Source organism: Glycomyces tenuis DSM 44171, assembly GCF_000427885.1.
In the GTDB taxonomy this organism is placed as follows: domain Bacteria; phylum Actinomycetota; class Actinomycetes; order Mycobacteriales; family Micromonosporaceae; genus Glycomyces; species Glycomyces tenuis.
On record NZ_ATYW01000005.1, the window covers coordinates 24,612 to 47,766 of the forward strand.

The window sequence follows — 23,155 nt, forward strand, 5'->3', positions numbered from 1 at the left end:
GTCCTTAAAGATATCGTTTCTCCGGCTCGAGCCATGTCGGCAATTCGACTGTCTCCCATCGGATGCGTTGGATGACCCGAATGATGATCACCCCGATGAAGACACCGCCGACGGCGTCGGTGAACCAGTGGTAGCCGATGTAGGTGGTCGAGAACGTGACGATCACCGGCGGGGCCAGCAGCAGCAGGTGTCGCTGCCACGTCGTCAGGTGGGCGCCGAGGAGGAACACGAGGTAGCCGTACCAGACGATCGTGTTGAGCACGTGCCCCGACGGGTAGGCGGCCGCGGGGCTCAGATCGGTCAGCAGGGTCGCCTGCTCGACGGTGGCGTACGGGGGCGAGGCGTCGCCGGGCCCGTGCGGGTAGACGCGGGTGAGGATGTACTTGACGACCAGGACCGAGCCGGTCATGCCGTAGACGACCAGGAACGCGATCATGGGGCGGACGCTGCGCATCCGGTGGGCCAGGATCGCCGAGATGCCCAGGGCGACGCCGCCGAGCAGGCCGCCCTGGCCGAGCTTGTTGGTGTTGTGCACGATCAGGAAGGCCCAGTGGGGCCGGTTGGCGTCGGAGAGGTCGCGAATCCATACGTCGAGCTCCACGAGGGTCGAGGGCCACACCAACAGGGCCGAGAGCACGATGAACGCCGCCGCCATGGCGATCTCGAGCCCCCACGAGCGCGGACGCCTGACCAGGAACGGCGTCCACGCGCCCGAGGGGGCTCGAGAGTGTCGTTGGACTACGGCGGTCACGGCCGTAAGCCTAGCGAGCGCCGAGATCGCCGCCGATCCGATACCGTGTCGCGGCGCGAAATATACGCAGCGCTACTACTCCGCGCCGCTCGACGGTCAGAGGTCGGCGACGTCGGCCTGCTTCGCCCGGACGGCCTCGGCGGCCTCCTTGAGGTTGGCCAGCTCGGCCTCGGTCAGGTCGGTCTCGACGACCTCCTTGACGCCCTCGGCGCCGATCTTCGCGTTGACGCCCAGGTAGACGCCGCTGATGCCGTATTCGCCGTCGACCCAGGCGCACACGGGCATGATCTCGCCGGAGTCGGTGGCGACGGCCTTGGCCATGCGGGCGGCGGCGGCGGAGGGCGCGTAGTAGGCCGAGCCGGTCTTGAGCAGCGCGACGATCTCGGCGCCGCCGTTGCGGGTCTTGGTGACGAGTTCGTCGATCTTCTCGGCGGGGAGCAGCTCGGCGAGCGGCTTGCCGTCCACCGATGACCGGCTCGGCACGGGCACCATGGTGTCGCCGTGGGAGCCGAGGGTCAGCGTGGTGACCGAGCCGACCTGGACGCCGAGCTCTTCGGCGACGAAGTTGGTGAAGCGGGCCGTGTCGAGCATCCCGGCCTGGCCGAGCACGCGGTGCTTGGGGAAGCCGGAGGCGAGCTGCGCGAGCGCGGTCATCTCGTCGAGCGGGTTCGAGACGACGATGATGACGGCGTCGGGGGACTTCGCGACGAGGTTCTCGGTGACGCCGCGGACGATCTTGGCGTTGACCTCGAGCAGGTCCATGCGGCTCATGCCGGGCTTGCGGGGCAGTCCCGCGGTGATGACGATGATGTCGGAGTTCGCGGTCGCCTCGTAGCCGCCGCCCTCGTTGTCGGTGGTGGTGCCGACGACCTTGGTCTCGAAGCCCTCGATGGAGCGGGACTGGTTCATGTCGAGCGCCAGGCCTTCGGGCTTGCCCTCGACGATGTCGGTGAGGACGACCTCGTCGAAGATGTCGTACTCGGCCAGACGCTGCGCGGTGGTGGAGCCGTAGAAACCGGCGCCTACGACCGTGACTTTCTTACCCATCAAATGCTCCTCTGCATAGGGACTACAGTGCCACGCTATGACTCGGGTCATGGGGTGCTCACTCGGCCCCTGGTCACGTGGCTCAGGCTACCCGTGGCGGCGCGTCGGGGACGGGTGTGCGAAGGTGCTGTGGGAAATGTGGACACGAGCGCCCCGCCTGCCCCCTCTCGGCGAGGCTTGCGAGCCGTGAACGAGGGCGGGCCGGCGCCCGCGGGCCGTACAATGAACCGGGCCCACGTTCGCGGTCCGCCCGCCCGTCTCGGCAGGTGGACGGTAGTTGACAAGTCCTAGTAGATAAGTGGACTATTGGCGGAACCGAGGAGACCGTAGGGAGCCCCCAGTGCTGACGACCGCCATCATCGCCGGCGCGGCCGGATTCGTCGCCCAGCTGGTCGACGGCAGCCTCGGCATGGGCTTCGGCACGATCACCATGACCTTCCTGCTGGGCCTCGGCATCGCCCCCGCGGTGGCCTCGGCCTCGGTCAACGTCGCCACCGTCGCCACCGGCGCGGTCAGCGCCGTCTCCCACCACAAGTTCCGCAACGTCCACTGGCCCACCGCGCTCAAGCTCGGCATCCCCGGCGCGCTCGGCGGCTTCGCCGGGGCGTGGGCGCTGGCGTCCCTGACGCACCTGGACGCGGCCACCCCGGTCACGAGCTCCATTCTCATCGTCCTCGGCGCGGCCATCGTGTGGCGCTTCGTCAGGGGCAGGTCCACCGGCGTCGGCCCCGCGGGCGGTCTCTTCACCGTCCCCACCGGCCTGGTCGGCGGCTTCCTCGCGGCCGTCGGCGGCGGCGGCTGGGGGCCGGTGACGATGCCGATCATGCTCTCCACCTCCCGCCTGGCCCCGCACCAGGTCGTCGGCTCGGTCTCGACCGCGCAGGTGGCCGCCTCCGCGGCGGCCGTCCTCGGTTTCTGGTGGGCGCTGCCCTCCAGCCTGACGGTGCTGTGGCCGCTGGTGGTCGGCATGGCCGTCGGCGGCATGATCGCGGCCCCCATCGCGGCGTGGCTGACCCGCAAGATCCCCACCGCCAAGCTCGGCTCCACCATCGGGATGCTGGTCGTGGCGCTGAACCTGCGCACGCTCCTGGGCGGCTTCGCCGTCGCCTGGCAGCTCGTGGCGCTCCTGTACCTGGTGCTGGCCCTCGTGTGGGTCGCCGTCCTGGTCGGCCCCTCCCGCGGGCCCGCGGCCGTCCCGGCCCCCGCGTCCGAGCGCGAGGCCGCGCCGGAGCCCGCCCGCGCCGAAGCCTGAGCGATCCTCGCGCCGCGGGCGCCCGGAAGGCGTAGCGTGAGAACGACGGGCTGTCGCACCAGGGGTGATGCCATGGGCACAAAGCTGTCGGAAGCCGAGGCCGAGGTCTACGTGGGCGAGCACTGCTTCACCGCGGGCCGGCCGAGTCGGATCGGCGTGGAGCTCGAATGGCTCCTCCGCTTCGCGCACGACGAGACCGCGCCGGTCGGGCGCGAGCTGTCGGAGTCGCTCATCGTCCCGTTGGAGCAGGGCGGTCCGCTGCCGCGCGGCGGCCGCGTCACCAGGGAGCCGGGCGGCCAGGTCGAGCTCAGCTCGGCGCCGGCCGGGAGCCTCGCCGAGTGCGTCGACGACGTCACCGCCGATCTGGGCGCCATCGCCGAGGCGCTCGCGCCGCACGGGCTCGTGATCGAGGGCGGCGGCCTCGACGCCCGCCGTCCGCCGGTGATCGTCGTCGACGACCCCCGGTACCGGACGATGGAGGCCTACTACGAGGACAAGCAGGCCGCGTACGGGCTGATGTGCAGCACCGCGTCCGTGCAGGTCAACCTCGACGCCGGGGAGGAGGACGGGGTCCTCGGCTGGCGGCGGCGCTGGACGCTGGCGCACCGCCTCGGGCCGGTCCTGAACGCCTCGTTCGCCAACTCCCCCTTGCTGGAGGGGCGGCCCACCGGCCTGAAGTCGACGCGGCAGACGCTGTGGTGGCGCCTCGACCGGGCCCGCACCAGGCCCGCCACCGAGGAGGAGGACGGCGGCGACCCGCGCGAGGCGTGGACGCGGTACGCGCTCGACGCGCCCGTGCTGTGCCTCAGGCGCGAGGCGCCCGAGGAGCCGTGGGATCCCCCGCGCGGCCTGACGTTCCGCGATTGGCTGCGCGGCGAGTGCGAGGAACGCGAGCCCACCATGGAGGACCTGCGTTACCACCTGGGGACGATGTTCCCGCCGGTGCGCCCGCGCGGCTGGCTGGAGCTGCGCATGATCGACGCCCAGGCGGGCGAGGGCTGGATGGTGCCGCTGGCGCTGTGCTGGGCCCTGTTCGACGACCCCGCCGCCTCGGTCGTGGCCTGGGAGGCCACCGAGCCGCTGGTCGGCGGCGACGGACTCCCGGCGTGGGAGGTGTGGCAGCGGGCCAACCGGGACGGGCTCGCCGACCGGGCCATCGGCGAGGCCGCCCGCGCGTGCTTCGCCGCCGCACGGGACGCGCTCGACAGGGACGGCGCGCCCGAGCGGGTGCGGGGCGCCCTGCGCGGCTTCGCCGCCCGCTACGTCGAGCGCGGCCGCTGCCCGGCCGACGACCTGCTCGACGCCGCGGCCCTGGCCGGATGAGCGGGTGTCAGAAGGCCTTGCCCTTGAGCAGCTCGCGGGCCATGACGATCCTCTGGATCTGGTTGGTGCCCTCGTAGATCTGGGTGATCTTGGCGTCGCGCATCATCCGCTCGACCGGGAAGTCGCGGGTGTAGCCGTAGCCGCCGAAGACCTGCACCATGTCGGTGGTGATCTCCATGGCCGCGTCCGAGGCGAAGCACTTGGCGGCGGCGCCGAGGTACGTCAGGTCGGCGTCGGAGCGCTCCGAGGCCGCGGCCGCCTTGTAGGTGAGCTCGCGCGCGGCGCTGATCTTCATGGCCGCGTCGGCGAGCATGAACTGGACGGCCTGGAAGGACGCGATCGGCTTGCCGAACTGCTCGCGCTCGGCCGCGTAGCCGCGGGCGGCGTCGAGCGCCCCCTGGGCGATGCCGAGGGCTTGGGCGGCGATGGTGACGCGGGTGTGGTCGAGGGTCCGCATGGCGAGGGAGAAGCCCTGGCCCTCCTCGCCGATGAGGCGGTCGGCGGGCAGGCGCACCGAGTCGAAGTAGACCTCGGCGGTGGGCGAGCCCTTGATGCCGAGCTTCTTCTCGGGGGCGCCGAAGGAGACGCCCTGGTCGGCCTTTTCGACGACGAACGCGGAGATGCCCTTGGAGCCGGCCTCGGGGTCGGTGACGGCGAAGACCGTGTAGTAGTCGCTGACGCCCGCGTTGGTGATCCAGCGTTTGACGCCGTCGAGGACCCAGCCGTCGCCGTCGCGCTTGGCGCGGGTCCGCATCGACGCGGCGTCGGATCCGGCCTCGGGCTCGGACAGGCAGTAGGAGAACATCGCCTCGCCGGAGGCCACCGGCGGCAGGCAGCGCTCCTTGAGCGCGTCGGAGGCGTCGAGCAGCAGCGGCATCGTGCCGAGCTTGTTGACCGCCGGGATCAGCGAGGACGAGGCGCAGACGCGCGCGACCTCCTCGATGACGATGGCCGTGCCCAGCGCGTCGATGCCGACCCCGCCGTGTTCGGCCGGCAGGTGCGGGGCGTGGAGGTCGGCGGCCCGCAGCGCCTCGTACGAGGCGGTCGGGAAGGACGCGGTCTCGTCGGCCTCGGCGGCGTGTGGCGCGACTCCCGCTTCGCACACATCCCGGGTGGCGTTCCGGATTTCGGAGTATTCTGCTGGCAGCTGGTAAGGGCCGAAACCGGCGCTCATCGGCGTTCACTCCTTCACGGGATCGTGCGGGCGGGGACGGCGGGCGCGGGCGCCGACGGTTCTCCACCGGACGGTCAGGTGTGTTACTCACGAGTAAGGTACGCCGAGTCTAACCCACCGGGCCGCGCGGCGGTGACACGGAACACCGGGAATTCCCCGCCGGTTCCCCGCAACGTCATCGGCCGTTCATGCGTGGAGCTGAATATACGGTGGCGATATCGTAGACGCTCGCGAGCTGTACATTGACTCAGCCGGCGAGCTTGCGGGCCGTACATCGGCACTCGGGCGAGCCCGCGGTCCGTACATTGGCATCCGCGGCGACGTTTGCGAGCCGCACATCGGTTCCCCGCGCGGCGACGCCTGCGGAACCGCATACACGAGCGGGACCCGCCCGGCGGGCACAGCGGTTCCTCCGACACCACGAAAGACAGGGCACGCATCAGATGGGCAACGCGACGCAGACTCCGGAGACCCCGCAGAACACCACCACACGGCCCCGCATCGCCTTCATCGGCTGCGGCTACCTCGGGGCGACCTACGCGATCTGCTTCGCCGAGCTCGGCTACGAGGTCGTCGGCTACGACATCAACACCGCCAAGATCGAGGCGTTCTCCTCGGGCACCGTGCCCTTCCACGAGCCGGGCCTGCCCGAGCTGCTCAAGAAGAACCTCGAGTCCGGGCGCCTGCGCTTCACCACCGACGTGCAGGCCACCGCCGACTTCGCCGACGTCCACTTCATCTGCGTCGACACCCCGCAGCGCCAGGGAGAGCCGGGCGCCGACCTGTCCTACATCGAGGCCGCCGTCACCACGCTCTCGCGCCACCTGACCCGCAAGTGCCTCATCGTCGGCAAGTCCACCGTCCCGGTCGGCACCGCCTCCTGGGTCCAGGAGCTGGTCGACCGCCACGCCCCCCAGGGCCTGGGCGTCGAGGTCGGCTGGTCGCCGGAGTTCCTCCAGGAGTCCAACGCGATGCACGACGTGCTGCGCCCCAGCCGCATCGTCTACGCCGCGCAGTCCGAGTGGGCCTCGGCGCTCCTCAAGGACGTCCACAAGGGCATCCTGGAGCTCGCCGCGGTCGAGGACCGCGAGGTGCCGGTCGTCGAGACCGACCTGGCGACCGCCGAGCTGGTCAAGGTCGCCGCCAACGCCTTCCTGTCGACGAAGATCTCCTTCATCAACGCCATGGCCGACCTGTGCGAGGTCACCGGCGGCGACGTCACCGACCTGGCGCGGGCCATCGGCCACGACCAGCGCATCGGCAACAAGTTCCTGCGCGCCGGCATCGGCTTCGGCGGCGGCTGCCTGCCGAAGGACCTCCGGGCGCTCACCGCCCGCGCCGGCGAGCTCGGCGTCGGCGAGTCCTTCCGCTTCCTCGGCGAGATCGACCAGGTCAACACCCGCCGCCGCAGCCACACCGTGCGCGCCGTCGCCGACCTGGTCGGCCGCCCCGCAGGTCCGGCCGGGCCGGACCTGACGGGCGTGCGCGTCGCCTACCTCGGCGCCACGTTCAAGCCCGACACCGACGACATCCGCGACTCCCCCGCGCTGGCGATCGCGCGCAAGCTCCGCACCGCACGCGCCGACGTGGTCGTCTACGACCCCGAGGGCCTCGACAACGCCAAGGTCGCCGCGCCGGAGCTCAGCTACGTGAAGACCCTCGCCGAGGCCGTCGCGGGCGCCGACGTGGTGTGTGCGATGGTCCCGTGGGAGGAGTTCCGCACGCTCGACCCCGAGGCGCTGGGCCGCCAGGTCGCCGCGCGGCGCCTCCTCGACGGCATGAACGCCTACGACGCCGAGCAGTGGCGCAAGCACGGCTGGACCTACCGCGGCATCGGCCGCTGACCGACTACAGGTTCGGCTGACGCGCGCTGCTGGTGATGCGTGTGAACGGCCAGGCGTGGGGCGGGCGGTCGACGAGCTCGGCGGGCGGTTCGGGCAGCGTGCGCGGCGTCCCCGGTCCGACGACGATCACCACGACGCGCCCCGGCGCGGTGAACACCTCGGTGCGGACCGACTCGCCGAGTCCGGCCGCGCCCTCGGTGAGCACCCATTCCAGCAGCTCGCCTTCGAGTCCGGGGCGGGCCTTGGCCTCCCACATCAGCGTGTCCACGGCGGCTGCGTCCCTTCGGGGTCGGGGTGCTGGGGGCCCAGGCCGGTCCAGCGCCGGGCCCTCGCACTGGGCAGGTCGAACTGGTCGAGGACCCGGACCACGATGTGGTCGACGACGTCCTCGACGGTCTCGGGGTGGTTGTAGAACGCCGGGACCGGCGGCATGACGACCGCGCCCATGCGCGAGAGCGCCAGCAGGTTCTCCAGGTGGATGTCGGACAGCGGGCTCTCGCGGGCGACCAGGACGAGCCTGCGCCGCTCCTTGAGCACGACATCGGCGGCCCGCCCGATGAGGCCCTCGGTGTAGCCGGTGCGGATGCCCGCGACGGTCTTCATGCTGCACGGGGCGATGATCATGCCGTCGGTGCGGAACGAGCCCGAGGAGATCGGCGCGGCCTGCTCGCCCGGCCCGTAGCTGTGGTCGGCCAGGCTCGCGACCTCGGCGGCCGAGCGGCCGGTCTCGAGCTTCAGGGTGGTGCGCGCCCACTTGCTGATCACCAGGTGCGTCTCGACGCCCTCGATCTCGCGCAGGGCCTCGAGCAGCCGCACTCCGAACACGGCGCCGGTGGCCCCGGTCATGCCGACGACCAATCTCATCCGAGACCTCCAGTTCCGCGGGCCGGAGCGGACCGAAAGACGATACCGCTCCCGACTGCACCGTAGAACCCGGCCGCGGCGGCCCGGCGGCGAGGCCGAGCGGAAGCGAAGTCTCTCACGGCTTCGGCGAGCTCATCCGATAGTGCAACAATGTCGCGATATGGGCGACTGTGCGCCATAAGATCACTCCATGAGGCGATTCAGACTCGGGCTCGGCGTCGCCGCCGCCACCGCCGTCTTCCTGCTGCTCGCCGGGGCCTGGCCCGACGGGGCCGACCGGGGCGCGGAGCGGGACGCCGCCGAGCCCGGCGACTCGGCCTCCCCCTCCATCGCGGGCGCGCCCGCGGGCGAGCCCTCCCCCACCGGCGAGGCCGATCCCACGCCGGTCGAGGCGGAGCCCACCGACGGGGCCGAGGAGAGCTCCGCGCCCGCCCACGAGCCCCCTTCCGAGCGCTCCTCGGGAGACGTCACCGCCGAGCCGGACACCCCCGCCAGGGACGCCCACGGCGGCCCGATGGGCACCCGCGACCACACCGGCTCGAACGGCGTCGCCCTCACCTTCGACGACGGCCCCGACCCGAACTGGACGCCGAAGGTCCTCGCCGAGCTGCGCGAGCGGGGCGTCAAGGCCACGTTCTGCGTCATCGGCGCCTACGCCGAGGCCCACCCCGACCTCATCGCCGACATCGTCCACGACGGGCACACGCTGTGCAGCCACACGTGGTTCCACGAGCTCGACCTGGGCGAGCGGAGCACCGAGGAGATCCGGGCGAACCTCCAGCGCACCGAGGACGCGATCGAGAAGGCCGCGCCGGGCGCCGAGGTCGAGTACTTCCGCCACCCCGGCGGGCAGTGGACGGACCGGGCGGTCGAGGTGGCCGCCGAGATGGGCATGGAGTCGCTGCACTGGGACATCGACCCCTCTGACTGGGACCGGCGCACCACCGAGGCCCAGATCCGCGACCGCGTCCTGGACGCGAAGCCGGGCTCGATCATCCTGCTGCACGACGGCGCCTCGAACCAGGAGGCGATGTTCGGGGCCCTGGGCGCGATCCTCGACGAGTTCGCGCGCCGCGAGTACGCGCTGGTGGCGCTGTGATCAGAGTTCTCTGCGCCGCAGCACGGCCAGCGCGACACCGTACAACAGGGCCGCCGTCGCCAGGCAGGACCCGATCTGGACGAGCGCGTGGGGATGGAACAGCAGCATCTCGAAGAGCCGGCCGCGCGCGTCGACCAGCGGCTCCACCACCAGTGAGGCGCCGAACAGCGCGATCAGCGCGAGGAGGGCCGCCCATCCCGCCCACATCCGCAGCGCGGAGGCCAGGGTGTGGACGGCGACGGCCAAGACGGTCAGGAAGGCGAACTGCCGCGCGAAGCCCACTGCCACGTCGTCACCGGTCCATCCGAAGACCTCGCCGAGGTTGAGGACCTGGAACGTCTGCGCCCACGAGTGGTCGAGGGTGTGGTAGAAGGCCAGGTTCACGGCGGACACGGCGGCGGCCAGGATCATGTAGAGCAGCATGGAGCCCGCCAGGAAGTCCGCCTTGGAGGCGTTGAGGTGCATCACCTTGGCCTGGTGTCCGGCGGCCACGGTGATCGGAGCGACGAGCAGGAGGAGGAGGCAGGCGTTGCCGCTGCCGATCAGATAGCTGTCCTCGAAGTACTCGTCCGGCCCCGCCTGCACGATCTGGATCACGCTCGGGACGGTGACCAGTGCGAAGAAGACCGCCGTCACCGTCCACGCGAGGCCGAGGTTGGCCAGGCTGAGACGCGCGACCGCCCAGGCCCTGCCGACCGACGTTCCGCCCGTGGCCCGGGCCGCCTGCGTCATCGTCGCATCACTCATCGACGCCGCCCTCCAGCACACTGAGGAAGTAGTCGTCGGCGGAGGGGAACCGCGCCGCGATGTCGCTCATCGGCGCGCCGGCGCGGACGGCGCCGCCGTCGATGACGATCAAGTGGTCGGCCACGCCGGCGATGTCGTCCATCTGGTGAGTGGAGACGACGATGATCCGCGGACGCCGGTCCAGGCTCTCGCGCAGCAGCGCGCTGAAGCGGCGGCGCATCACCACGTCGAAGCCCAGTGACGGCTCGTCGAGCATCACGACGTCGGTGTTCGCCGCCAACCCGATGATGGTGGACACCATCGTCTGCATCCCGAAGGACAGCCGCTTGTACTTCCGCCTCGGATCGAGCTCGAAGCGCCGCACCATGGCCCGCGCGAACTCATGGTCGAAGTCGTCGTGCAGTCGGCTCGCGGCGCCGAGGAGGCCGGCGGCGCTCATGTTGAACTGAGCGGCTCGGCTCTCGACGAAGACGACCGAACGCGACATCCGCCGAGGCGAGCACGGTTCCCCGTTGACTCGGATCTCTCCGGCGGAGGGCCGCAGGTGCCCTGCGATCAACTTCATCAATGTCGTCTTGCCCGCTCCGTTCCTCCCCAGGAGCCCGTGGACGCCGGCCCGGTCGAGCCGGAGCGTCAAATCGTCGACCGCCCTCAGCCTTCCGTATCGCTTCGTCACGTTGTCGACGTGAATGCTCTGTCTTCTCATCGGATCGGTTCCCCTCCTCGGATCGCCCGCGTGGACTGTCCCGGCCAGCGTGTCACGAGGGGGCGGGGAGTGTCGGTGACGCTGAATGCCCGATCGGGGTGCAGGAAACTCCACCTCGGACGGGTCGACGACATCGCACTTCGTCAGACGGCTCGCCGCGGCCTGGGAGCGCGTCGGCGCGCTCGTCCCGAACCGGCGCGCGGAGGCCTCGACGCCCACAGGTGGGCGGAACGCCGCCGAGCGGGATTCTCAGCGCAGGTTCTCGGGCATGCGGCGGCCCGGCAGCAGCGCCAGGAACGCCAGCGCGATCAGCCCGACCGACACTCCGGCCTGCACCGGAAAGGAGAGGCCGAGCAGTCCGCCCGCGTCGGCGTCGCGGCCGGATTCGTTGACCTCGGGGTTCCCCGGGTCGCCGCCGCCGCTGGGGTCGGAGCCGCCGCCGTCGCCATTGCCGTCGCCGTCGCCGTCCTCGTCGGGTTCGGACGTGCCGTCGCCGTCGTAGCTCGGGCTCGGGGTCTCCGGCGGGTAGACCGGGTTGGTCTGGTCGGCGTTGGTCCACTCCACCTGAGTCGGGACCTCTTCGTGCGGAAGGAATGACAAAGCGCTCACCGCACCGAGGAAGGTCGCGGCGAGCACCAGATGCAGCAGCCGATTCTTGCGCACAGGTACACCTTAGTTCCATTGCACCAGAGCCGCCCGCCCGTTGCCGTGTATGCCCCGAACGGGTTCGCTTGAAGGGCTTGGGGGACCGTCAGGCGCGTGCGGCGCGTACGGTGCCGGTGACGATCGCGCCGACGAAGACCGCCGCGACGTAGACGGCGAGCGCGGCGAACACGGCGGTGGCGACGACGGGGCTCGTCAGGGCGGCGGCCGCCGCGGCGGCGACGGCGAGCAGGCCGCGCGCGGGCCAGCCGAGGCCGAGCTCGCGGCGGGCCACCGGCGAGGCGGCCTTGTCGAGCCCGGCGGCGAGGTCGTAGAAGTACAGGGCGATGACGCCGAGCAGCGTGAACAGGACCGGCCAGGAGACGCCCGCGGCGATCCCCGCGGCGGTGACGACGCCGAGCTCGACGGCGCGCAGACCGGCGGGGATGAGCCAGTCGAAGATGCCGTCGTGGTCGCTGCGGGCCGAGGTGATCCCGGCGAGGACGGCGACCGCGGCGAGCCCGAGCGGCCACCAGGTCCCGCCGGTGGCGGCGGTCTGGACGGCGAGGGCCGCGGCGCCGACGGCGAGCACGGTCGAGACGGCCGGCAGCTTCGCGAAGCGGTGCCCGTTCGGCGGCATGAGGCGCGCGAGGATCCCGTCGTCGCGGTGGGCGGCCCGGTCGGGGCGCCGGAGGGCGGCGGTGCGGGCCGCGAAGGTGCGCAGGGTCCGCCCGAGGCCGGTGTAAGCGAGGGCGAGCAGCTGCCAGACCAGGAGCGCGCCGATGGCGATCTGGGGACCGAAGGCGACGGCGGCGACGGCCAGCAGGAGCCAGCGCTCGCCGACGGGGGCGACGACGGTGCGCTTGGCCCAGTACAGGGGCGAGCGGTGGGCGCCCATGACCTGCTCGGAGGCCGAGCCGAGGCGCTGCCCGAGGTGGGCGGCGCGGCCGACCGGCGGCGCGGTCTCGCGTCTGCGGGCCTGGCGGACGACGGCGGTGTCGAGCAGGACGGCGTACCAGGTGTCGGCGGTGTGCCTGACGGTCTGGGCGATCATGGCGGCCACGGCCAGGCCCCATGCGGCCTCGGGCGCGGTCCCGGTCGCGGTGGCGCCGGCGGCGAGGCCGGCGTAGATGAGGAACTCCTTGGAGCGGTCGGCCATCATGTCGAGCCAGCCGCCGAAGGCCGTGAAGTGCTGGGTGTAGCGGGCGAGCTGCCCGTCGACGCAGTCGAACACGAAGCTGAAGTACATGAGCGCCGCGGCCAGGGCGTACCAGAGCACCGAGGCGTCGGCGCCGCCGACGAGCCCGGACGAGCCGGTGGCGAAGATCGCGGCGGCGCCGACGGCGAGCGCGATGGAGACCCACGTGATGGGGGTGGGCGTGACGCCGAGGCGGGCGGCGAGCTTGACGAGCTTCGGCGACCAGGAGGAGACGGCGTAGGTGGCGAAGAGGTCGTCGTCGTGTTTGACGGCGTTGCGCAGCCGCCAGGCGTCCATGTCGACCGAGGAGAACTCGTCGATGGTCGCCGCCGCGTCGTCGGCGTCGCGGGCGTGCCGGTGCGGCAGTCCGGCGGTGCGGTAGGCGGTCACCGGGACGGCGCGGGCGTGCAGGGCGGCGAGGACGGCGTCGAAGGCGCCGCCCGTCGAGGAGGTGCGATCGGCGGCGGGCCAGTGGCGTTTGAGGCGCCCCAGGTGCGCCTCGGAGACCTTCGCGAGGCCGCCGAGCCGGGCCGGGCCGGGCCCGGGGCCGGTGACCAGGCCGCGTTCGACGCTGACCGGCGGCGCGGCGGGGTCCTCGGCGCCGATCAGGACGCCCGAGCGGCGCGAGGAGTCGGACAGGACGGCGGCGACGGTGGTCTGGGAGGCGACGAGGTCGGCGAAGGCGAGGTACAGCGGCCCGGCGGCGCCGTTGAAGGCGATCTCGCCGATGTGCTCCAGGTCGGTGTCGGGGCCGTCCGACTCGATCTGCGCGGCCTTGCAGGTGATGTCGGTGTCGGGGCGGGTGAGCACCGTGATGTCGTCGCAGCCCGCGTCGCGGATCTGCGTGATCAGCCGGTCGAGGACCGTGCAGTCGTCGGAGAGATCGATGGAGCCGCCTGGAGCCGGCAGGATGACGGCTCTGCTCACGAAGCGGCCCCGGCGGGCTGGCGTTTGGCCTCTTCGGCGGCCTTCTTCTTGGCGGCCTTGCGCTTCGCGTCGGCCTCCTCGGCGGCCTTGTACGAGTCGAGGGCCTCTTGGACGGTGCCGTCGGTCACGAGGCGGCCGGTGTCGAGGAAGATCCCGCGTTCGCAGTACTTCTTCAGGTCGCCCTCGGAGTGGGAGACGAACACGAGGGTGCGGCCCTCGTCGAGCAGGCCGCGGATGACCGTGTGGCACTTGCGCTTGAAGGCGGCGTCGCCGACGGCGAGGGCCTCGTCGACCAGGAGGATCGGGTGTGGCAGCTGCGTGATCACGCCGAAGCCGAGCCGGACCTTCATGCCGGAGGAGTAGTGCTTCAGGGGCGTGTCGATGAAGTCCTCGAGCTCGGCGAAGTCGACGATCTCGTCGAACTTGGACTTGATCTCCTTGCTCGTCATGCCGTGGAGCGAGCCGACGAGGTTGACGTTCTCGCGGCCGGTGAGGTCGCCGGAGAAGCCGGCGGACAGGGCGATGAGCGGCGCGACGCGGCCCTCGCGGCGCACGTAGCCCTCGTCGGGGATGAGGACGCCGGTGATCAGGCGCAGCAGCGTGGACTTGCCGGTGCCGTTGCGGCCGATGATGCCGACGGAGTCACCGGGGAAGATGTCGAAATCGACGTGGCGCAGAGGCCAGAACTCCTCGGCGGCGGCGCCCTTCTTGTTGGCGGCGCGGCGCACGAACAGGTCCTTGACCCGCCCCTTCTTCTGCTTGCCTTTGGCGAAGCGGATTCCGAGGTTGCGAGCCTGGATGATCGGCTCCTCCATGGGGGCGGCCCTCCAGAGCAGGTGGTTGACACGGCGCGCCAATACTACCGCTCGCGCCGTCCCCGGCGACCTCGGCCGAAGCGCCCTGCTCAGCGTATGCGCTCGGGCACGCCCGGCACGCGGGCGGCGTGTCGGCGCTCGGCGGCGAGGCGCTCGGCCTCGACGGCGGCGAGGACGCGCCGGAAGGTGACCTCGGTGCGCTCGTGCGACCTGCGCGCCTCGGCGCGGGCGCGGCGGGTCTCGTCCCACAGCGCGACCACCGCCACGAGTGTGACCAGGCTCATCAGCAGTGACAGTGACGACACGAGGCGGGCGTCGCCGAAGACGGCGGCGGCGACGAACGCGACCGCGGCGAGCGAGGCGAGGGCGGCGGCGAGGAGGCGCGGGGAGGGCCGGCCCGCTCGGACGTAGACGGCTTTGAGCATCGATCTCACTGGAGGTCCTCGAAGGTCGCCGTGTCCGACAGGAGATCGGTCACGAGTTTGCGGTAGGAGTCGTGGCTGAAGCGCTCGCGGACCCGCTGCTGGGCGAGGGCGCTCTGGGCAAGGTACCGCTCGGGCTCGGCGTAGTGGGCGTCGACCAGGCCGATGACGTCGGCGGGCTCGCAGTACAGGGCCGCGTCGCCGAAGGTCGAGGCGAAGCGGGGCGGGAGGACGACGACGCATCCGGCGGCGAGCGCCTCGAGCGCGGCCCGCCCGAAGGCCTCGATCTGCTGGGGGTGGGGGAAGTAGATCCAGAAGTCGAGCTGGAACAGGAAGGAGTCGACGTCGGTCTCGTCGTAGCCGTAGCAGGTCCACTCGGGCGAGGGCTCGCGGCCGAGGATGGCCCGGACGGCGCCGGTGCCGCCCATGACGCGGACGTCCCAGCGGCCGTCCTCGGGGTAGACGAGCGGGAGCTCGGCGGCGACGGGCCACTTCGTCCGGTCGTCGCGGGAGTGGCGGCCGACCACCGGCAGGGTCGAGCGGAAGCCGGTGCGGGCGGGCGCGAGCGCGGCGGTGTCGATGATGCCGGGCATGTCGAAGTCGGCCGGGCGGGCGGCGGTGAGGCCCGCGAGGGCCTCGCGGACCTGCGGCCCCTGCGGTACCCACAGGGGCGCGACGCCGAACATGGTCTCGGCGTTGGCGTGGCAGGAGTCGGGGAGGTAGCGGACGTCGGAGCCGTCGCGCTCGTTCGGGGCCTGGTTGGCGAGGACGATCATCCGCCTCGGCCGCACGTTCGAGCGCTCGCCGGAGCGGAACTGGAGGATCGGCGGGTAGCGCAGGACGAGCAGCTCGCATTCGACGTCGTCGGTGGGCAGGACCTGGTCGACCTCGCCGTCGTTGACCATCCGCTGGATCGCCTCGCACATGGGCCGGTCCTCGGTGGTCATGTGCCGCCACGACTCCAGGTGCATGACGGCGATGTCCAGGCCGTCGGCGCCGAGGGCCCGGATCTCCTCGATGGTGGACTTCTGAGGGCCGCCGAAGGGCCGCCAGTCGAGGGCGAACACGACGTCGAAGCGGCGTCGGCGCTGGTCGCGGGCGGCGACGGCGGTGTGGTACGGGGCCCAGAACGGGCGGTGGTCCGGGGAGCGGGGCAGGTGGGGCTCGGCGGTCCCGGCCGCGATGGCCTCGTGCCACAGCGGGTAGGCCGACTGGTAGGCGCGGCGGGCCGGGTGCTTCCAGCCGGGTCCGAACTCGTCGCGGGACAGCGAGCCGGGCGCCTGGCGCATGAGGGTGTCCCAGCGGTCGGTCATGCGCAGGACGGCGGCTTCGCCGTACGCGGCCGCGACGCGGTGGAGGAATTCGGTGTCGGCGCCCTTGCGGACCTCGTCGTAGTAGCCGATCCGGTCGAGCACGTCGCGGCGGAACGTCATCGACGCGGTGGAGGCGGTGGTGATGACGCGGCCGGGGCGGGTGACGGTGAGGTCCTCGCTGAACAGGAAGGCCTCGGAGTGGGTGAGCCGGAGCGCGGGGTCGGCCAGGAGCGGGGCGATGGAGTTCGCGAGGCGGTCGGGGGCGGCCCAGTCGTCGGAGTCCAGGCCGGTGATGAACTCGCCGCGCGCGGCCTCGAAGGCGGTGTTGCGGGCGGCGAAGGTGCCGCCGTTGACGTCGCGGCGGATGAGGCGGACGCGGTCGTCGAGGGCGGCGACCTCGTCGAGGACGTCGTCGTAGACCTCGCCGGAGGCGTTGTCGTGGGAGGCGTCGTCGACGACGAGGACCTCGAAGTCGGTCCAGGTGCCGGCCAGGAGGGACTCGACGGCGGTGCGCAGGGCCCGGCCGGGCCGGTGGGCGGTCATGACGACCGAGACGAGGGGGCCGCCGGTGTGCGGCGGCCCGGCGTCGGCGCGGAGCCGGTCGAACCACGGCAGGCGCTCGTCGGGGTCGAGGCGCAGTCCCGGTCGGCGGCACAGCGCGCCGAGCCGCTCGATCCAGGCCCGCTCGTCGCCGCCGTGGTCGGGGTGGGCGAGGTCGGCCTCGAGGGCGCCGCGTTCGAGCGCGGGCACGGCCTTGTAGCGGCGCAGCAGGGCCCGCGTCCGCTCGGTCTCGCCGAGAGACCAGGCGAGCTGGGCGTGGACGGCCTGGTGCCGGGGTGCGATGCGCCGGGGGCGGGAGCGGCGCAGCGCGAGTTCGTAGAGGGCGAGGGCGTCGCGGCGGTCGTCCTCGCCGCCGAACTGGAGTCCGACGACGCGGGCGAGTTCGCACAGGGCGGCCGGGTCGGCGTCGGCGTCGCCGCCGGAGCGGGCGGTCTCGAGCAGCCGCGGGAGGTCGAGGGACGGGCAGGCGGCGCGGGCGAGGAGGTGCCGCGCCGAAGGCGAGCGGGTGCGCAGGGCCGTGGCCCCCATGCTGCCGCGTCGGCGGACCGCCGCCTGTGCCAGCAGCGCGTCGGTGATCCTGGGCGGGTACAGCGACGTCTCGTCTTCCGCGTTCATCGGTCCAGTGTCTCCCACTTGAAATTCCGCCCGATGCTCGCGCCTGAATCCGCAAAAGAAGTGAATTGCATTGAAACAATTATGTTCACTTCTGTAAACAGCCGTTGAACAGGTACGCCGGTCAATGGCTCGAAACGTGAACGGGATATTGTGAGCGCGAAATGAACGACTCGCCGAAACGCCCGCGCATCGTCCGCAACGACTATAGGGCCCTCCACCCGCCGAGCTCCAGCGATTGGCGGGCGAGCCTGACCGTGAGCGTAGTCATACCGGCCTACGGAGGCCAGGAGAAACTCGACCTGACGCTGGCAGCCCTTGCCGCCCAGACATATCCGGGCGAGCTGACGGAAATCGTCGTCGTGGACGACAACTCCAGTCCGCCGCTGCGCCTGCCCGAGCTGCGGCCCGAGCACACCCGCCTGGTCGTCACCACCGGGGAGTCCTGGGGCTCGGCGCACGCCGTCAACACCGGTGTGGCGCATGCCGAAGGCCAGGTGATCCTGCGCCTGGACGCCGACATGGTCGCCTGGCGCGACCACGTCGAGGCGCAGATGCGCTGGCACCACGCCGCCGACTACCTCGCCGTCCTCGGCCACAAGCGCTTCGTCGACTACCAGGACGGGGACCGCACCCCCGAGCAGGTCTACGAGAAGATCGTCTGCGGCGAGGGCGAGGCCCTGTTCGAGATCGAGTCCAGCCGGCCCCACTGGATCGAGGGGGTCATCGACGACACCGACGGGCTGACGGTGCACCACCCCGGCAACTACCGGGTGTTCATCGGCGCCACCGGCTCGATCCACCGCGACTTCTTCAAGACCACCGGCGGCCTGTCGACCGAGCTGCGCCTGGGCAGCGACACCGAGTTCGCCTACCGGCTCGCCCAGGCCGGCGCCGTGTTCGTGCCCGAGCAGACCTCCTCGGCCTGGCATCTGGGATTCCCGCAGATGCAGGAGAAGGAGGCCGAAGGGCGGCAGCAGCGCCTGCCCTACATCGCCCAGCGGGTGCCGCTGCACGGCATGCGCCGCGCGGCCCCGTCCCGGGCGTGGCGCGTCCCCTTGGTCGACATCGTCATCGGCGTCGGCGAGGCCACCGTCGCCGAGGTGGACGCCGCCGTGGCGCCGGTCCTGGCCGGCACCGACGCCGACGTCCGCGTCACCCTGGTCACCGGCAAGGCCCCGCCGGGGAACGACCGGGAGGCGATCCTGTCCGGCGAGGGCGCCCAGCTACGCCTGATCGAGGAGCTGTACGACGCCGAGTCGCGGGTGCGCGTCAGCGCCGAGGCGCCCGAGGCGGACCCGGCCGTCCCCTATCGGCTGATCCTGCCCCGCCCGGTCCCGCTGCGCGGCGACAGCGTCACGCGCGTCCTCGGCACCGCCGAGCGGGCCGACGCCGGTCTGGTCCTGGCCGAGCTGCCCGGTTCGGCGCCCGCCCGCTTCGAGCGCACCGCCGCGTTCGCGCGGGCCCGCCACATCGCCGCCGACGAGGACCTCGACCGGGTCGTCGCCGGGATCTGGGGCGCCACCGTCCACAAGGGCCTGGCTGCCGCGGAGCCCGTCGAGACCGCCTTCAATCCCGCCCCGGCGGACGCGGCCCGCCGCCTCGTCCGCCGGTTCCTGAACGCCCGCCAGCGGGCGCGCCTGCGCGCCATGCTGAGGCGTTGAGCGCCAGAGGAGGCCGCGTGTCGTCACCAGCAGCCGGTCCGGTCGTCCGCCGCAACGACTACGCCCCGCTCGCCCCGCCGTCCGGCGAGTGGGCCCCGCGACTGAGCGTCAGCGTCGTCGTCCCCGCACAGGGGAAGCAGGAGCGGCTCGACGTGGTGCTCGCGGCGCTGGCCGCGCAGAGCTACCCGGCCGGGCTGCTCGAGGTCGTCGTCGTCGACGACGGCTCCGAGCCGCCGTTGCGCCTGCCGGAGCTGCGACCGGCGAACGCGAAGATCGTGCCGCCGCTGCCGGGCGGGCGGGCCTCGGCGCACGCCACGAACTCCGGTGTCGCGCGCTCGGACGGCGACATCGTCCTGCGGCTCGACTCGGACATGCTGGCCTTCGGCGACCACGTGGAGTCGCAGATGCGCTGGCACCACGCCGCCGACTACCTCGCCGTCCTCGGCCACAAGCGCTTCGTCGACTACCGCGAGGGCGAGCTGGAGCCGAGCGCGGTCCACGAGCGGGTGCGGGCCGGGGCCGCGGCGGAGCTGTTCCGCCTCGAGGACTCCGAGCCGCAGTGGATCGAGTCGATCATCGACAGCACCGACGGCCTCAAGGCCGCCGACCACCGGGCCTTCCGCGTCCTGGTGGGGGCGACGTTCTCGGTGCCCAGGACCCTGTTCAAGGCCGCGGGCGGGATGGACGCGGACGTGCTGCTCGGCTCAGACACGATCTTCAGCTACCGGCTGCACCAGGCCGGGGCGGTGTTCGTGCCCGACTGCGGCTCCTCGTCATGGCACCTGGGGCCGCGCCAGATCAGCGCCCGCGGCGAGCTCGCGAAGCGCTACCGCAGGCCGTTCATCGCCAACCGCGTCCCCGAGCTCGACGCCAAGCGGCCCAGGGCGATGCGCTCCTGGGGCACGCCGCGCGCCGAGGTCGTCGTCGAAGCCGGTCCGGGAGCCGAGGCCTGCGTCGACAGCGTCCTGGCCGGGAACGTCCCCGACGTGCGCGTGGCGCTGCTCGGCGAGTGGCCGCGGCCGCTGCCGCCGCGGCACGCCCCGCTCGACGACCCCGACCTGGAGGCGCGGCTGCTGGCCGAGTCGTTCCGGGGCGAGCCGCGGGTGCGGACGGTCGCCGAGGTCCAGGACGACCCGGCGGTGCCGTACCGGATCTGGCTGCCCGCCAGGGCGGCGCCGTACCGCGGCGCGCTCGGCGCGCTCATCGAGTACGCGAACGAGCGGCGGCTCGGCCTGGTCGAGGTCGAGCTCCCCGAGGGCGTGGTGCGCCTGGAGCGCACCGCGGCGGCCGCGCGCGCGGCGCACCTGGGCGTGGACATCGCCGAGGTCTGGGGCGGCGAGCGCCTCACCGAGGGGACGATGGTGGACCTGCTCCGGGGCGCGGCGGCCTCAGGAGCGCCCGGCGCCGCCTCCGGCCGGGCCGCCGAGGGACCGGCCGGGCGGGCCCGCGGGCTGCTGCGGCGCCTCCTGCTGCGCCGGTGAGGCCGGGCCGCCGCCCGCCAGGACGCGCCTGGTGCCCTGGCCGAAGCGCCAGACCTGGCGCAGGGCCTCGTATCCGAGGTAGGCGCGGGCGGCGAGCAGGCGCTGCTTGAGGCCGGTGACGCCGGGGGCGGGCCGCCACGCCTCGGGGCCGGGGTGGTAGCGGCGGTACAGCTCCGAGGTGCGGCGGAAGAATTCGCGGCGCTTCCTGGGCTCGACGCGCTCGGTGTTGCCGATGACGAGCAGCAGGTGCCACACCATGTGGTTGAACAGGGCGACGCGCACGCCCGGGTCGGCGACGCCCGCGAAGTCGTCCCAGGTGCGCTGCCACTGGGTGAACACGTCGAAGTGCCGGTCGTCGCGGGTGCGCGTGATGGAGGATCCGGCCCGCTGGCGCCACTGGTAGCAGCAGTCGGTGACCACCGACATGCGCTTGGCGCGGCGCAGCAGCCCGTACGTCCAGGGGATGTCGGTGTACCAGCCGGAGGGGAAGTCCAGGTCGATCGAGGTCAGGAACTCCCGGCGGGAGACCTTCGTCCACGGTGTGTGGGTGTAGTCGACGATCTGGGGCCACTCGTCGAGGGTGAAGCCGTCGAGGTCGACGGGGCTGTGCTCGGCGAGTTCGACGAGCTCGCCGGTCTCGACGGCGCCGGTGTCGCGGACCTTCTCGTGCTGGACGAGGACCACGTCGGGGCGCTCGGCGGCGGCGACGGCGGCGATCACGCGGTCGACCGCGCCGGGCTTGAGCTCGTCGTCGGCGTCGACGAACCAGACGTAGTCGCCGGTGGCGTGGGCCAGGCCGGTGTTGCGGGCGGGGCCGGAGCCGGCGTTCTCCGGTGTGGACACCACCCGGACGCGCCCGTCTCGCAGGGCGTAGCGATCGGCGATGGCCCGCGACCCGTCGGGCGAGCAGTCGTCGACGATGACGATCTCGAGCTGGTCTCCGCCGCCGCCCACGATCGTGTCGAGGCATCCCGCGAGGTAATCCTCGGCGTGGTAGACGGGGATGACGACGCTCAATACGGGCATGGAATAGATACTAGCCCCGCGGGGCCGATGTCGCTGCTCGCCCAATGCAGTCGAATTCGCATTATGGAAAACGCGTTCTGGCTTGTGGACAACGGATTCTCCGGCCCATTCCGCGTTATTCGAACGGAACTCCGAACGAATGCGGGAAGTGGTGAACTCTTGCGGACCGTAAGGTGAACAATCCGTTCGGACAGGCGCTTGATCTCCCCCACTTGACAGAAAGTTGAACGGACGACTAACCGCGGTCGACGCTCGCCCTCGACATGCCAGAGAGCGCCGCTGTTGCTAATCTCGAAGCCGGATGCGCCCGCACCGAACACCCCGCGAACCGCAAAGGACACCACCGTGGCATCGAACGAGCCGGCGAACCAGGCGCCGATCGACCTCGTCGTAGTCGGCCAGGGCTATGTCGGCCTGCCGCTCGCCCAGGCGGCCACCGCCAAGGGGCTCACCGTCGTCGGTCTCGACCGCTCGCAGGCCGTCGTCGACGCCCTGAACACCGGGGTCAGCCACATCGACGACATCGCCGACGAGGCCCTCGCGGCCATGCTCGCGCGGGGCTACACCGCCTCGACCGACGCCTCGGTCCAGGCCCGCGCGAAGGCCGTCGTCATCTGCGTGCCGACCCCGCTCTCCGAGTCCGGCGGCCCCGACCTGGCCGCCGTCACCTCCGCCGCCAAGTCCACCGGTGAATACCTCATGCCCGGCACCCTCGTCGTCCTGGAGTCGACCACCTACCCGGGCACCACAGAGGAGGTCGTCGCGCCGATCCTCGAGCAGCGGGGCCTCAAGGCCGGCGAGGACTTCCACCTCGCCTTCTCCCCCGAGCGCGTCGACCCGGGCAACCCGGTCTACGGGATCGTCAACACCCCCAAGGTCGTCGGCGGCCTCACCCCGGCCTGCACCGCCGCGGCCGCCGCGCTGTACGGCCGCTTCGTCGACACCGTCGTCGAGGCCAAGGGCACGCGCGAGGCCGAGATGGCGAAGCTGCTGGAGAACACCTACCGGCACGTCAACATCGCCCTGGTCAACGAGATGGCCGTCTTCTGCCGCGAGCTCGGCGTGGACCTGTGGGACGCGATCGCGCTGGCGCGGACCAAGCCGTTCGGGTACCAGGCCTTCTACCCGGGCCCGGGCGTGGGCGGGCACTGCATCCCCATCGACCCGAACTACCTGTCCTACAAGGTCCGGACCCTCGGCTACCCGTTCCGCTTCGTGGAGCTGGCCCAGGAGATCAACAACCGGATGCCCGAGTACGTGGTCGGGCGGGCGATGTCGCGGCTCAACGAGCAGGGCCTGGCGCTCTCGCGCTCGCGGGTGCTGCTGCTGGGCGTCACCTACAAGCCCGACATCGCCGACCAGCGGGAGTCGCCGGCCGAGCCGGTGGCGAGGAGGCTCATCGACGCCGGCGCCGAAGTGGCCTACCACGACCCGCACGTCTCGTCGTGGACCGTCGCCGGGCGCGAGGTCGAGCGGGTGGGCGAGCTGGCCGTGGCCAAGGCCGACCTGGTGATCCTGCTGACCCACCACAGCGAGTACACGCCGGAGGCGCTCCCGTCCGGGGCCCCGGTCCTCGACACCCGGGGCGCCCTGCGCGGCGCCGACGGCGTCGAGACCCTCTGAAGACGGAGCGAACCGCCGCGGGCCCGGCCCGCGGCGGTTCGCCGTCTCCTGGTCTCCCTACAGG

20 protein-coding genes are annotated in these 23,155 nt (G+C 72.1%); 7 read left to right on the forward strand and 13 right to left on the reverse strand.

Annotated features, from left to right (window positions below; genetic code table 11):
• Window positions 1-4: 4 nt before the first annotated feature.
• Window positions 5-751 carry a phosphatase PAP2 family protein gene (locus YWW_RS0108900; protein WP_155830042.1) on the reverse strand — a complete coding sequence of 249 codons (747 nt, stop codon included), beginning with the start codon at window positions 749-751 and terminating at the stop codon, window positions 5-7.
• A gap of 96 nt (window positions 752-847) precedes the next feature.
• On the reverse strand, window positions 848-1,798 hold the full coding sequence (mdh, locus tag YWW_RS0108905; RefSeq protein ID WP_026929855.1) for a malate dehydrogenase: 951 nt from the start codon (window positions 1,796-1,798) through the stop codon (window positions 848-850).
• 340 nt (window positions 1,799-2,138) lie between these two features.
• Here mdh and YWW_RS0108910 point away from each other — a divergent pair, with 340 nt between their 5' ends.
• Window positions 2,139-3,050: a sulfite exporter TauE/SafE family protein gene (locus tag YWW_RS0108910; protein ID WP_081687307.1), complete on the forward strand. Its 912-nt coding sequence runs from the start codon at window positions 2,139-2,141 to the stop codon at window positions 3,048-3,050.
• A 72-nt stretch (window positions 3,051-3,122) separates the two neighbouring features.
• Window positions 3,123-4,373 (forward strand): ergothioneine biosynthesis glutamate--cysteine ligase EgtA, encoded by a 1,251-nt coding sequence (egtA, locus tag YWW_RS0108915; RefSeq protein ID WP_026929857.1) that lies wholly within the window; start codon window positions 3,123-3,125, stop codon window positions 4,371-4,373.
• Window positions 4,374-4,380: 7 nt separating this feature from the next.
• Here the strand turns inward: egtA and YWW_RS0108920 are convergent, their stop codons facing one another.
• On the reverse strand, window positions 4,381-5,547 hold the full coding sequence (locus YWW_RS0108920) for an acyl-CoA dehydrogenase family protein (RefSeq protein ID WP_026929858.1): 1,167 nt from the start codon (window positions 5,545-5,547) through the stop codon (window positions 4,381-4,383).
• A gap of 443 nt (window positions 5,548-5,990) precedes the next feature.
• On the opposite strand from YWW_RS0108920, the gene YWW_RS0108925 reads away from it, so the two are divergent.
• Window positions 5,991-7,391 carry a UDP-glucose dehydrogenase family protein gene (locus YWW_RS0108925; RefSeq protein ID WP_035698375.1) on the forward strand — a complete coding sequence of 467 codons (1,401 nt, stop codon included), beginning with the start codon at window positions 5,991-5,993 and terminating at the stop codon, window positions 7,389-7,391.
• A 4-nt stretch (window positions 7,392-7,395) separates the two neighbouring features.
• On the opposite strand, the gene YWW_RS0108930 is transcribed toward YWW_RS0108925, so the two are convergent.
• Entirely contained in the window at window positions 7,396-7,659 is a 264-nt protein-coding gene (locus YWW_RS0108930) for a hypothetical protein (RefSeq protein ID WP_026929860.1), read from the reverse strand.
• Window positions 7,647-8,255 (reverse strand): non-oxidative hydroxyarylic acid decarboxylases subunit B, encoded by a 609-nt coding sequence (locus YWW_RS29195; protein ID WP_051325563.1) that lies wholly within the window; start codon window positions 8,253-8,255, stop codon window positions 7,647-7,649. Before YWW_RS29195 ends, YWW_RS0108930 begins: the two co-directional genes overlap by 13 nt.
• A 190-nt stretch (window positions 8,256-8,445) precedes the next feature.
• Here YWW_RS29195 and YWW_RS33905 point away from each other — a divergent pair, with 190 nt between their 5' ends.
• Entirely contained in the window at window positions 8,446-9,354 is a 909-nt protein-coding gene (locus YWW_RS33905) for a polysaccharide deacetylase family protein (protein ID WP_051325564.1), read from the forward strand.
• Here the strand turns inward: YWW_RS33905 and YWW_RS0108945 are convergent, their stop codons facing one another.
• The 7 genes from YWW_RS0108945 to YWW_RS29215 all read right to left on the reverse strand — a co-directional run bounded on the left by YWW_RS0108945 (window position 9,355) and on the right by YWW_RS29215 (window position 17,300).
• The gene (locus YWW_RS0108945; RefSeq protein WP_155830044.1) at window positions 9,355-10,101 is read right to left on the reverse strand and encodes a hypothetical protein; all 747 of its coding nucleotides are present in this window, start codon (window positions 10,099-10,101) and stop codon (window positions 9,355-9,357) included.
• On the reverse strand, window positions 10,094-10,807 hold the full coding sequence (locus YWW_RS29205; protein WP_081687308.1) for an ABC transporter ATP-binding protein: 714 nt from the start codon (window positions 10,805-10,807) through the stop codon (window positions 10,094-10,096). The genes YWW_RS0108945 and YWW_RS29205 overlap by 8 nt, the downstream gene beginning before the upstream one ends.
• A 249-nt stretch (window positions 10,808-11,056) precedes the next feature.
• A complete protein-coding gene (locus tag YWW_RS0108955) occupies window positions 11,057-11,470 on the reverse strand; it encodes a hypothetical protein (RefSeq protein ID WP_026929862.1) in 414 nt (137 codons plus the stop codon).
• An 88-nt stretch (window positions 11,471-11,558) separates the two neighbouring features.
• Window positions 11,559-13,574 carry a CDP-alcohol phosphatidyltransferase family protein gene (locus YWW_RS29210; protein ID WP_051325566.1) on the reverse strand — a complete coding sequence of 672 codons (2,016 nt, stop codon included), beginning with the start codon at window positions 13,572-13,574 and terminating at the stop codon, window positions 11,559-11,561.
• Window positions 13,571-14,389, reverse strand: a complete 819-nt coding sequence (locus tag YWW_RS0108965; RefSeq protein ID WP_026929863.1) for an ABC transporter ATP-binding protein — start codon at window positions 14,387-14,389, stop codon at window positions 13,571-13,573. The genes YWW_RS29210 and YWW_RS0108965 overlap by 4 nt, the downstream gene beginning before the upstream one ends.
• 89 nt (window positions 14,390-14,478) lie before the next feature.
• Window positions 14,479-14,823 carry a hypothetical protein gene (locus YWW_RS0108970; protein WP_026929864.1) on the reverse strand — a complete coding sequence of 115 codons (345 nt, stop codon included), beginning with the start codon at window positions 14,821-14,823 and terminating at the stop codon, window positions 14,479-14,481.
• Window positions 14,820-17,300, reverse strand: a complete 2,481-nt coding sequence (locus YWW_RS29215) for a glycosyltransferase (protein ID WP_051325567.1) — start codon at window positions 17,298-17,300, stop codon at window positions 14,820-14,822. Before YWW_RS29215 ends, YWW_RS0108970 begins: the two co-directional genes overlap by 4 nt.
• A 254-nt stretch (window positions 17,301-17,554) precedes the next feature.
• Between YWW_RS29215 and YWW_RS29220 the strand changes: the two genes are divergently transcribed.
• Both YWW_RS29220 and YWW_RS36625 read left to right on the forward strand, forming a co-directional pair.
• On the forward strand, window positions 17,555-18,961 hold the full coding sequence (locus YWW_RS29220) for a glycosyltransferase family 2 protein (RefSeq protein WP_162145931.1): 1,407 nt from the start codon (window positions 17,555-17,557) through the stop codon (window positions 18,959-18,961).
• A 17-nt stretch (window positions 18,962-18,978) separates the two neighbouring features.
• Window positions 18,979-20,442: a glycosyltransferase family 2 protein gene (locus tag YWW_RS36625; protein ID WP_051325569.1), complete on the forward strand. Its 1,464-nt coding sequence runs from the start codon at window positions 18,979-18,981 to the stop codon at window positions 20,440-20,442.
• Here YWW_RS36625 and YWW_RS29230 read toward each other — a convergent pair.
• Window positions 20,350-21,468, reverse strand: coding sequence for a glycosyltransferase family 2 protein (locus YWW_RS29230; RefSeq protein WP_051325570.1), 1,119 nt, complete (start codon window positions 21,466-21,468; stop codon window positions 20,350-20,352). The genes YWW_RS36625 and YWW_RS29230 overlap by 93 nt on opposite strands.
• Window positions 21,469-21,813: 345 nt before the next feature.
• On the opposite strand from YWW_RS29230, the gene YWW_RS29235 reads away from it, so the two are divergent.
• Window positions 21,814-23,091, forward strand: coding sequence for a nucleotide sugar dehydrogenase (locus YWW_RS29235; protein ID WP_035698361.1), 1,278 nt, complete (start codon window positions 21,814-21,816; stop codon window positions 23,089-23,091).
• Window positions 23,092-23,155: the final 64 nt, after the last annotated feature.

Excerpts from the sequence above, each read along its gene's own strand:
- YWW_RS0108925 (WP_035698375.1), top strand. The coding sequence starts at position 5,991 with ATGGGCAACGCGACGCAGACTCCGGAGACCCCGCAGAACACCACCACA.
- YWW_RS0108920 (WP_026929858.1), bottom strand. The coding sequence starts at position 5,547 with ATGAGCGCCGGTTTCGGCCCTTACCAGCTGCCAGCAGAATACTCCGAA.
- YWW_RS29230 (WP_051325570.1), bottom strand. The coding sequence starts at position 21,468 with ATGCCCGTATTGAGCGTCGTCATCCCCGTCTACCACGCCGAGGATTAC.
- YWW_RS33905 (WP_051325564.1), top strand. The coding sequence starts at position 8,446 with ATGAGGCGATTCAGACTCGGGCTCGGCGTCGCCGCCGCCACCGCCGTC.
- egtA (WP_026929857.1), top strand. The coding sequence starts at position 3,123 with ATGGGCACAAAGCTGTCGGAAGCCGAGGCCGAGGTCTACGTGGGCGAG.
- YWW_RS29205 (WP_081687308.1), bottom strand. The coding sequence starts at position 10,807 with ATGAGAAGACAGAGCATTCACGTCGACAACGTGACGAAGCGATACGGA.
- YWW_RS29195 (WP_051325563.1), bottom strand. The coding sequence starts at position 8,255 with ATGAGATTGGTCGTCGGCATGACCGGGGCCACCGGCGCCGTGTTCGGA.
- YWW_RS29215 (WP_051325567.1), bottom strand. The coding sequence starts at position 17,300 with ATGAACGCGGAAGACGAGACGTCGCTGTACCCGCCCAGGATCACCGAC.
- mdh (WP_026929855.1), bottom strand. The coding sequence starts at position 1,798 with ATGGGTAAGAAAGTCACGGTCGTAGGCGCCGGTTTCTACGGCTCCACC.
- YWW_RS0108965 (WP_026929863.1), bottom strand. The coding sequence starts at position 14,389 with ATGGAGGAGCCGATCATCCAGGCTCGCAACCTCGGAATCCGCTTCGCC.
- YWW_RS0108945 (WP_155830044.1), bottom strand. The coding sequence starts at position 10,101 with ATGAGTGATGCGACGATGACGCAGGCGGCCCGGGCCACGGGCGGAACG.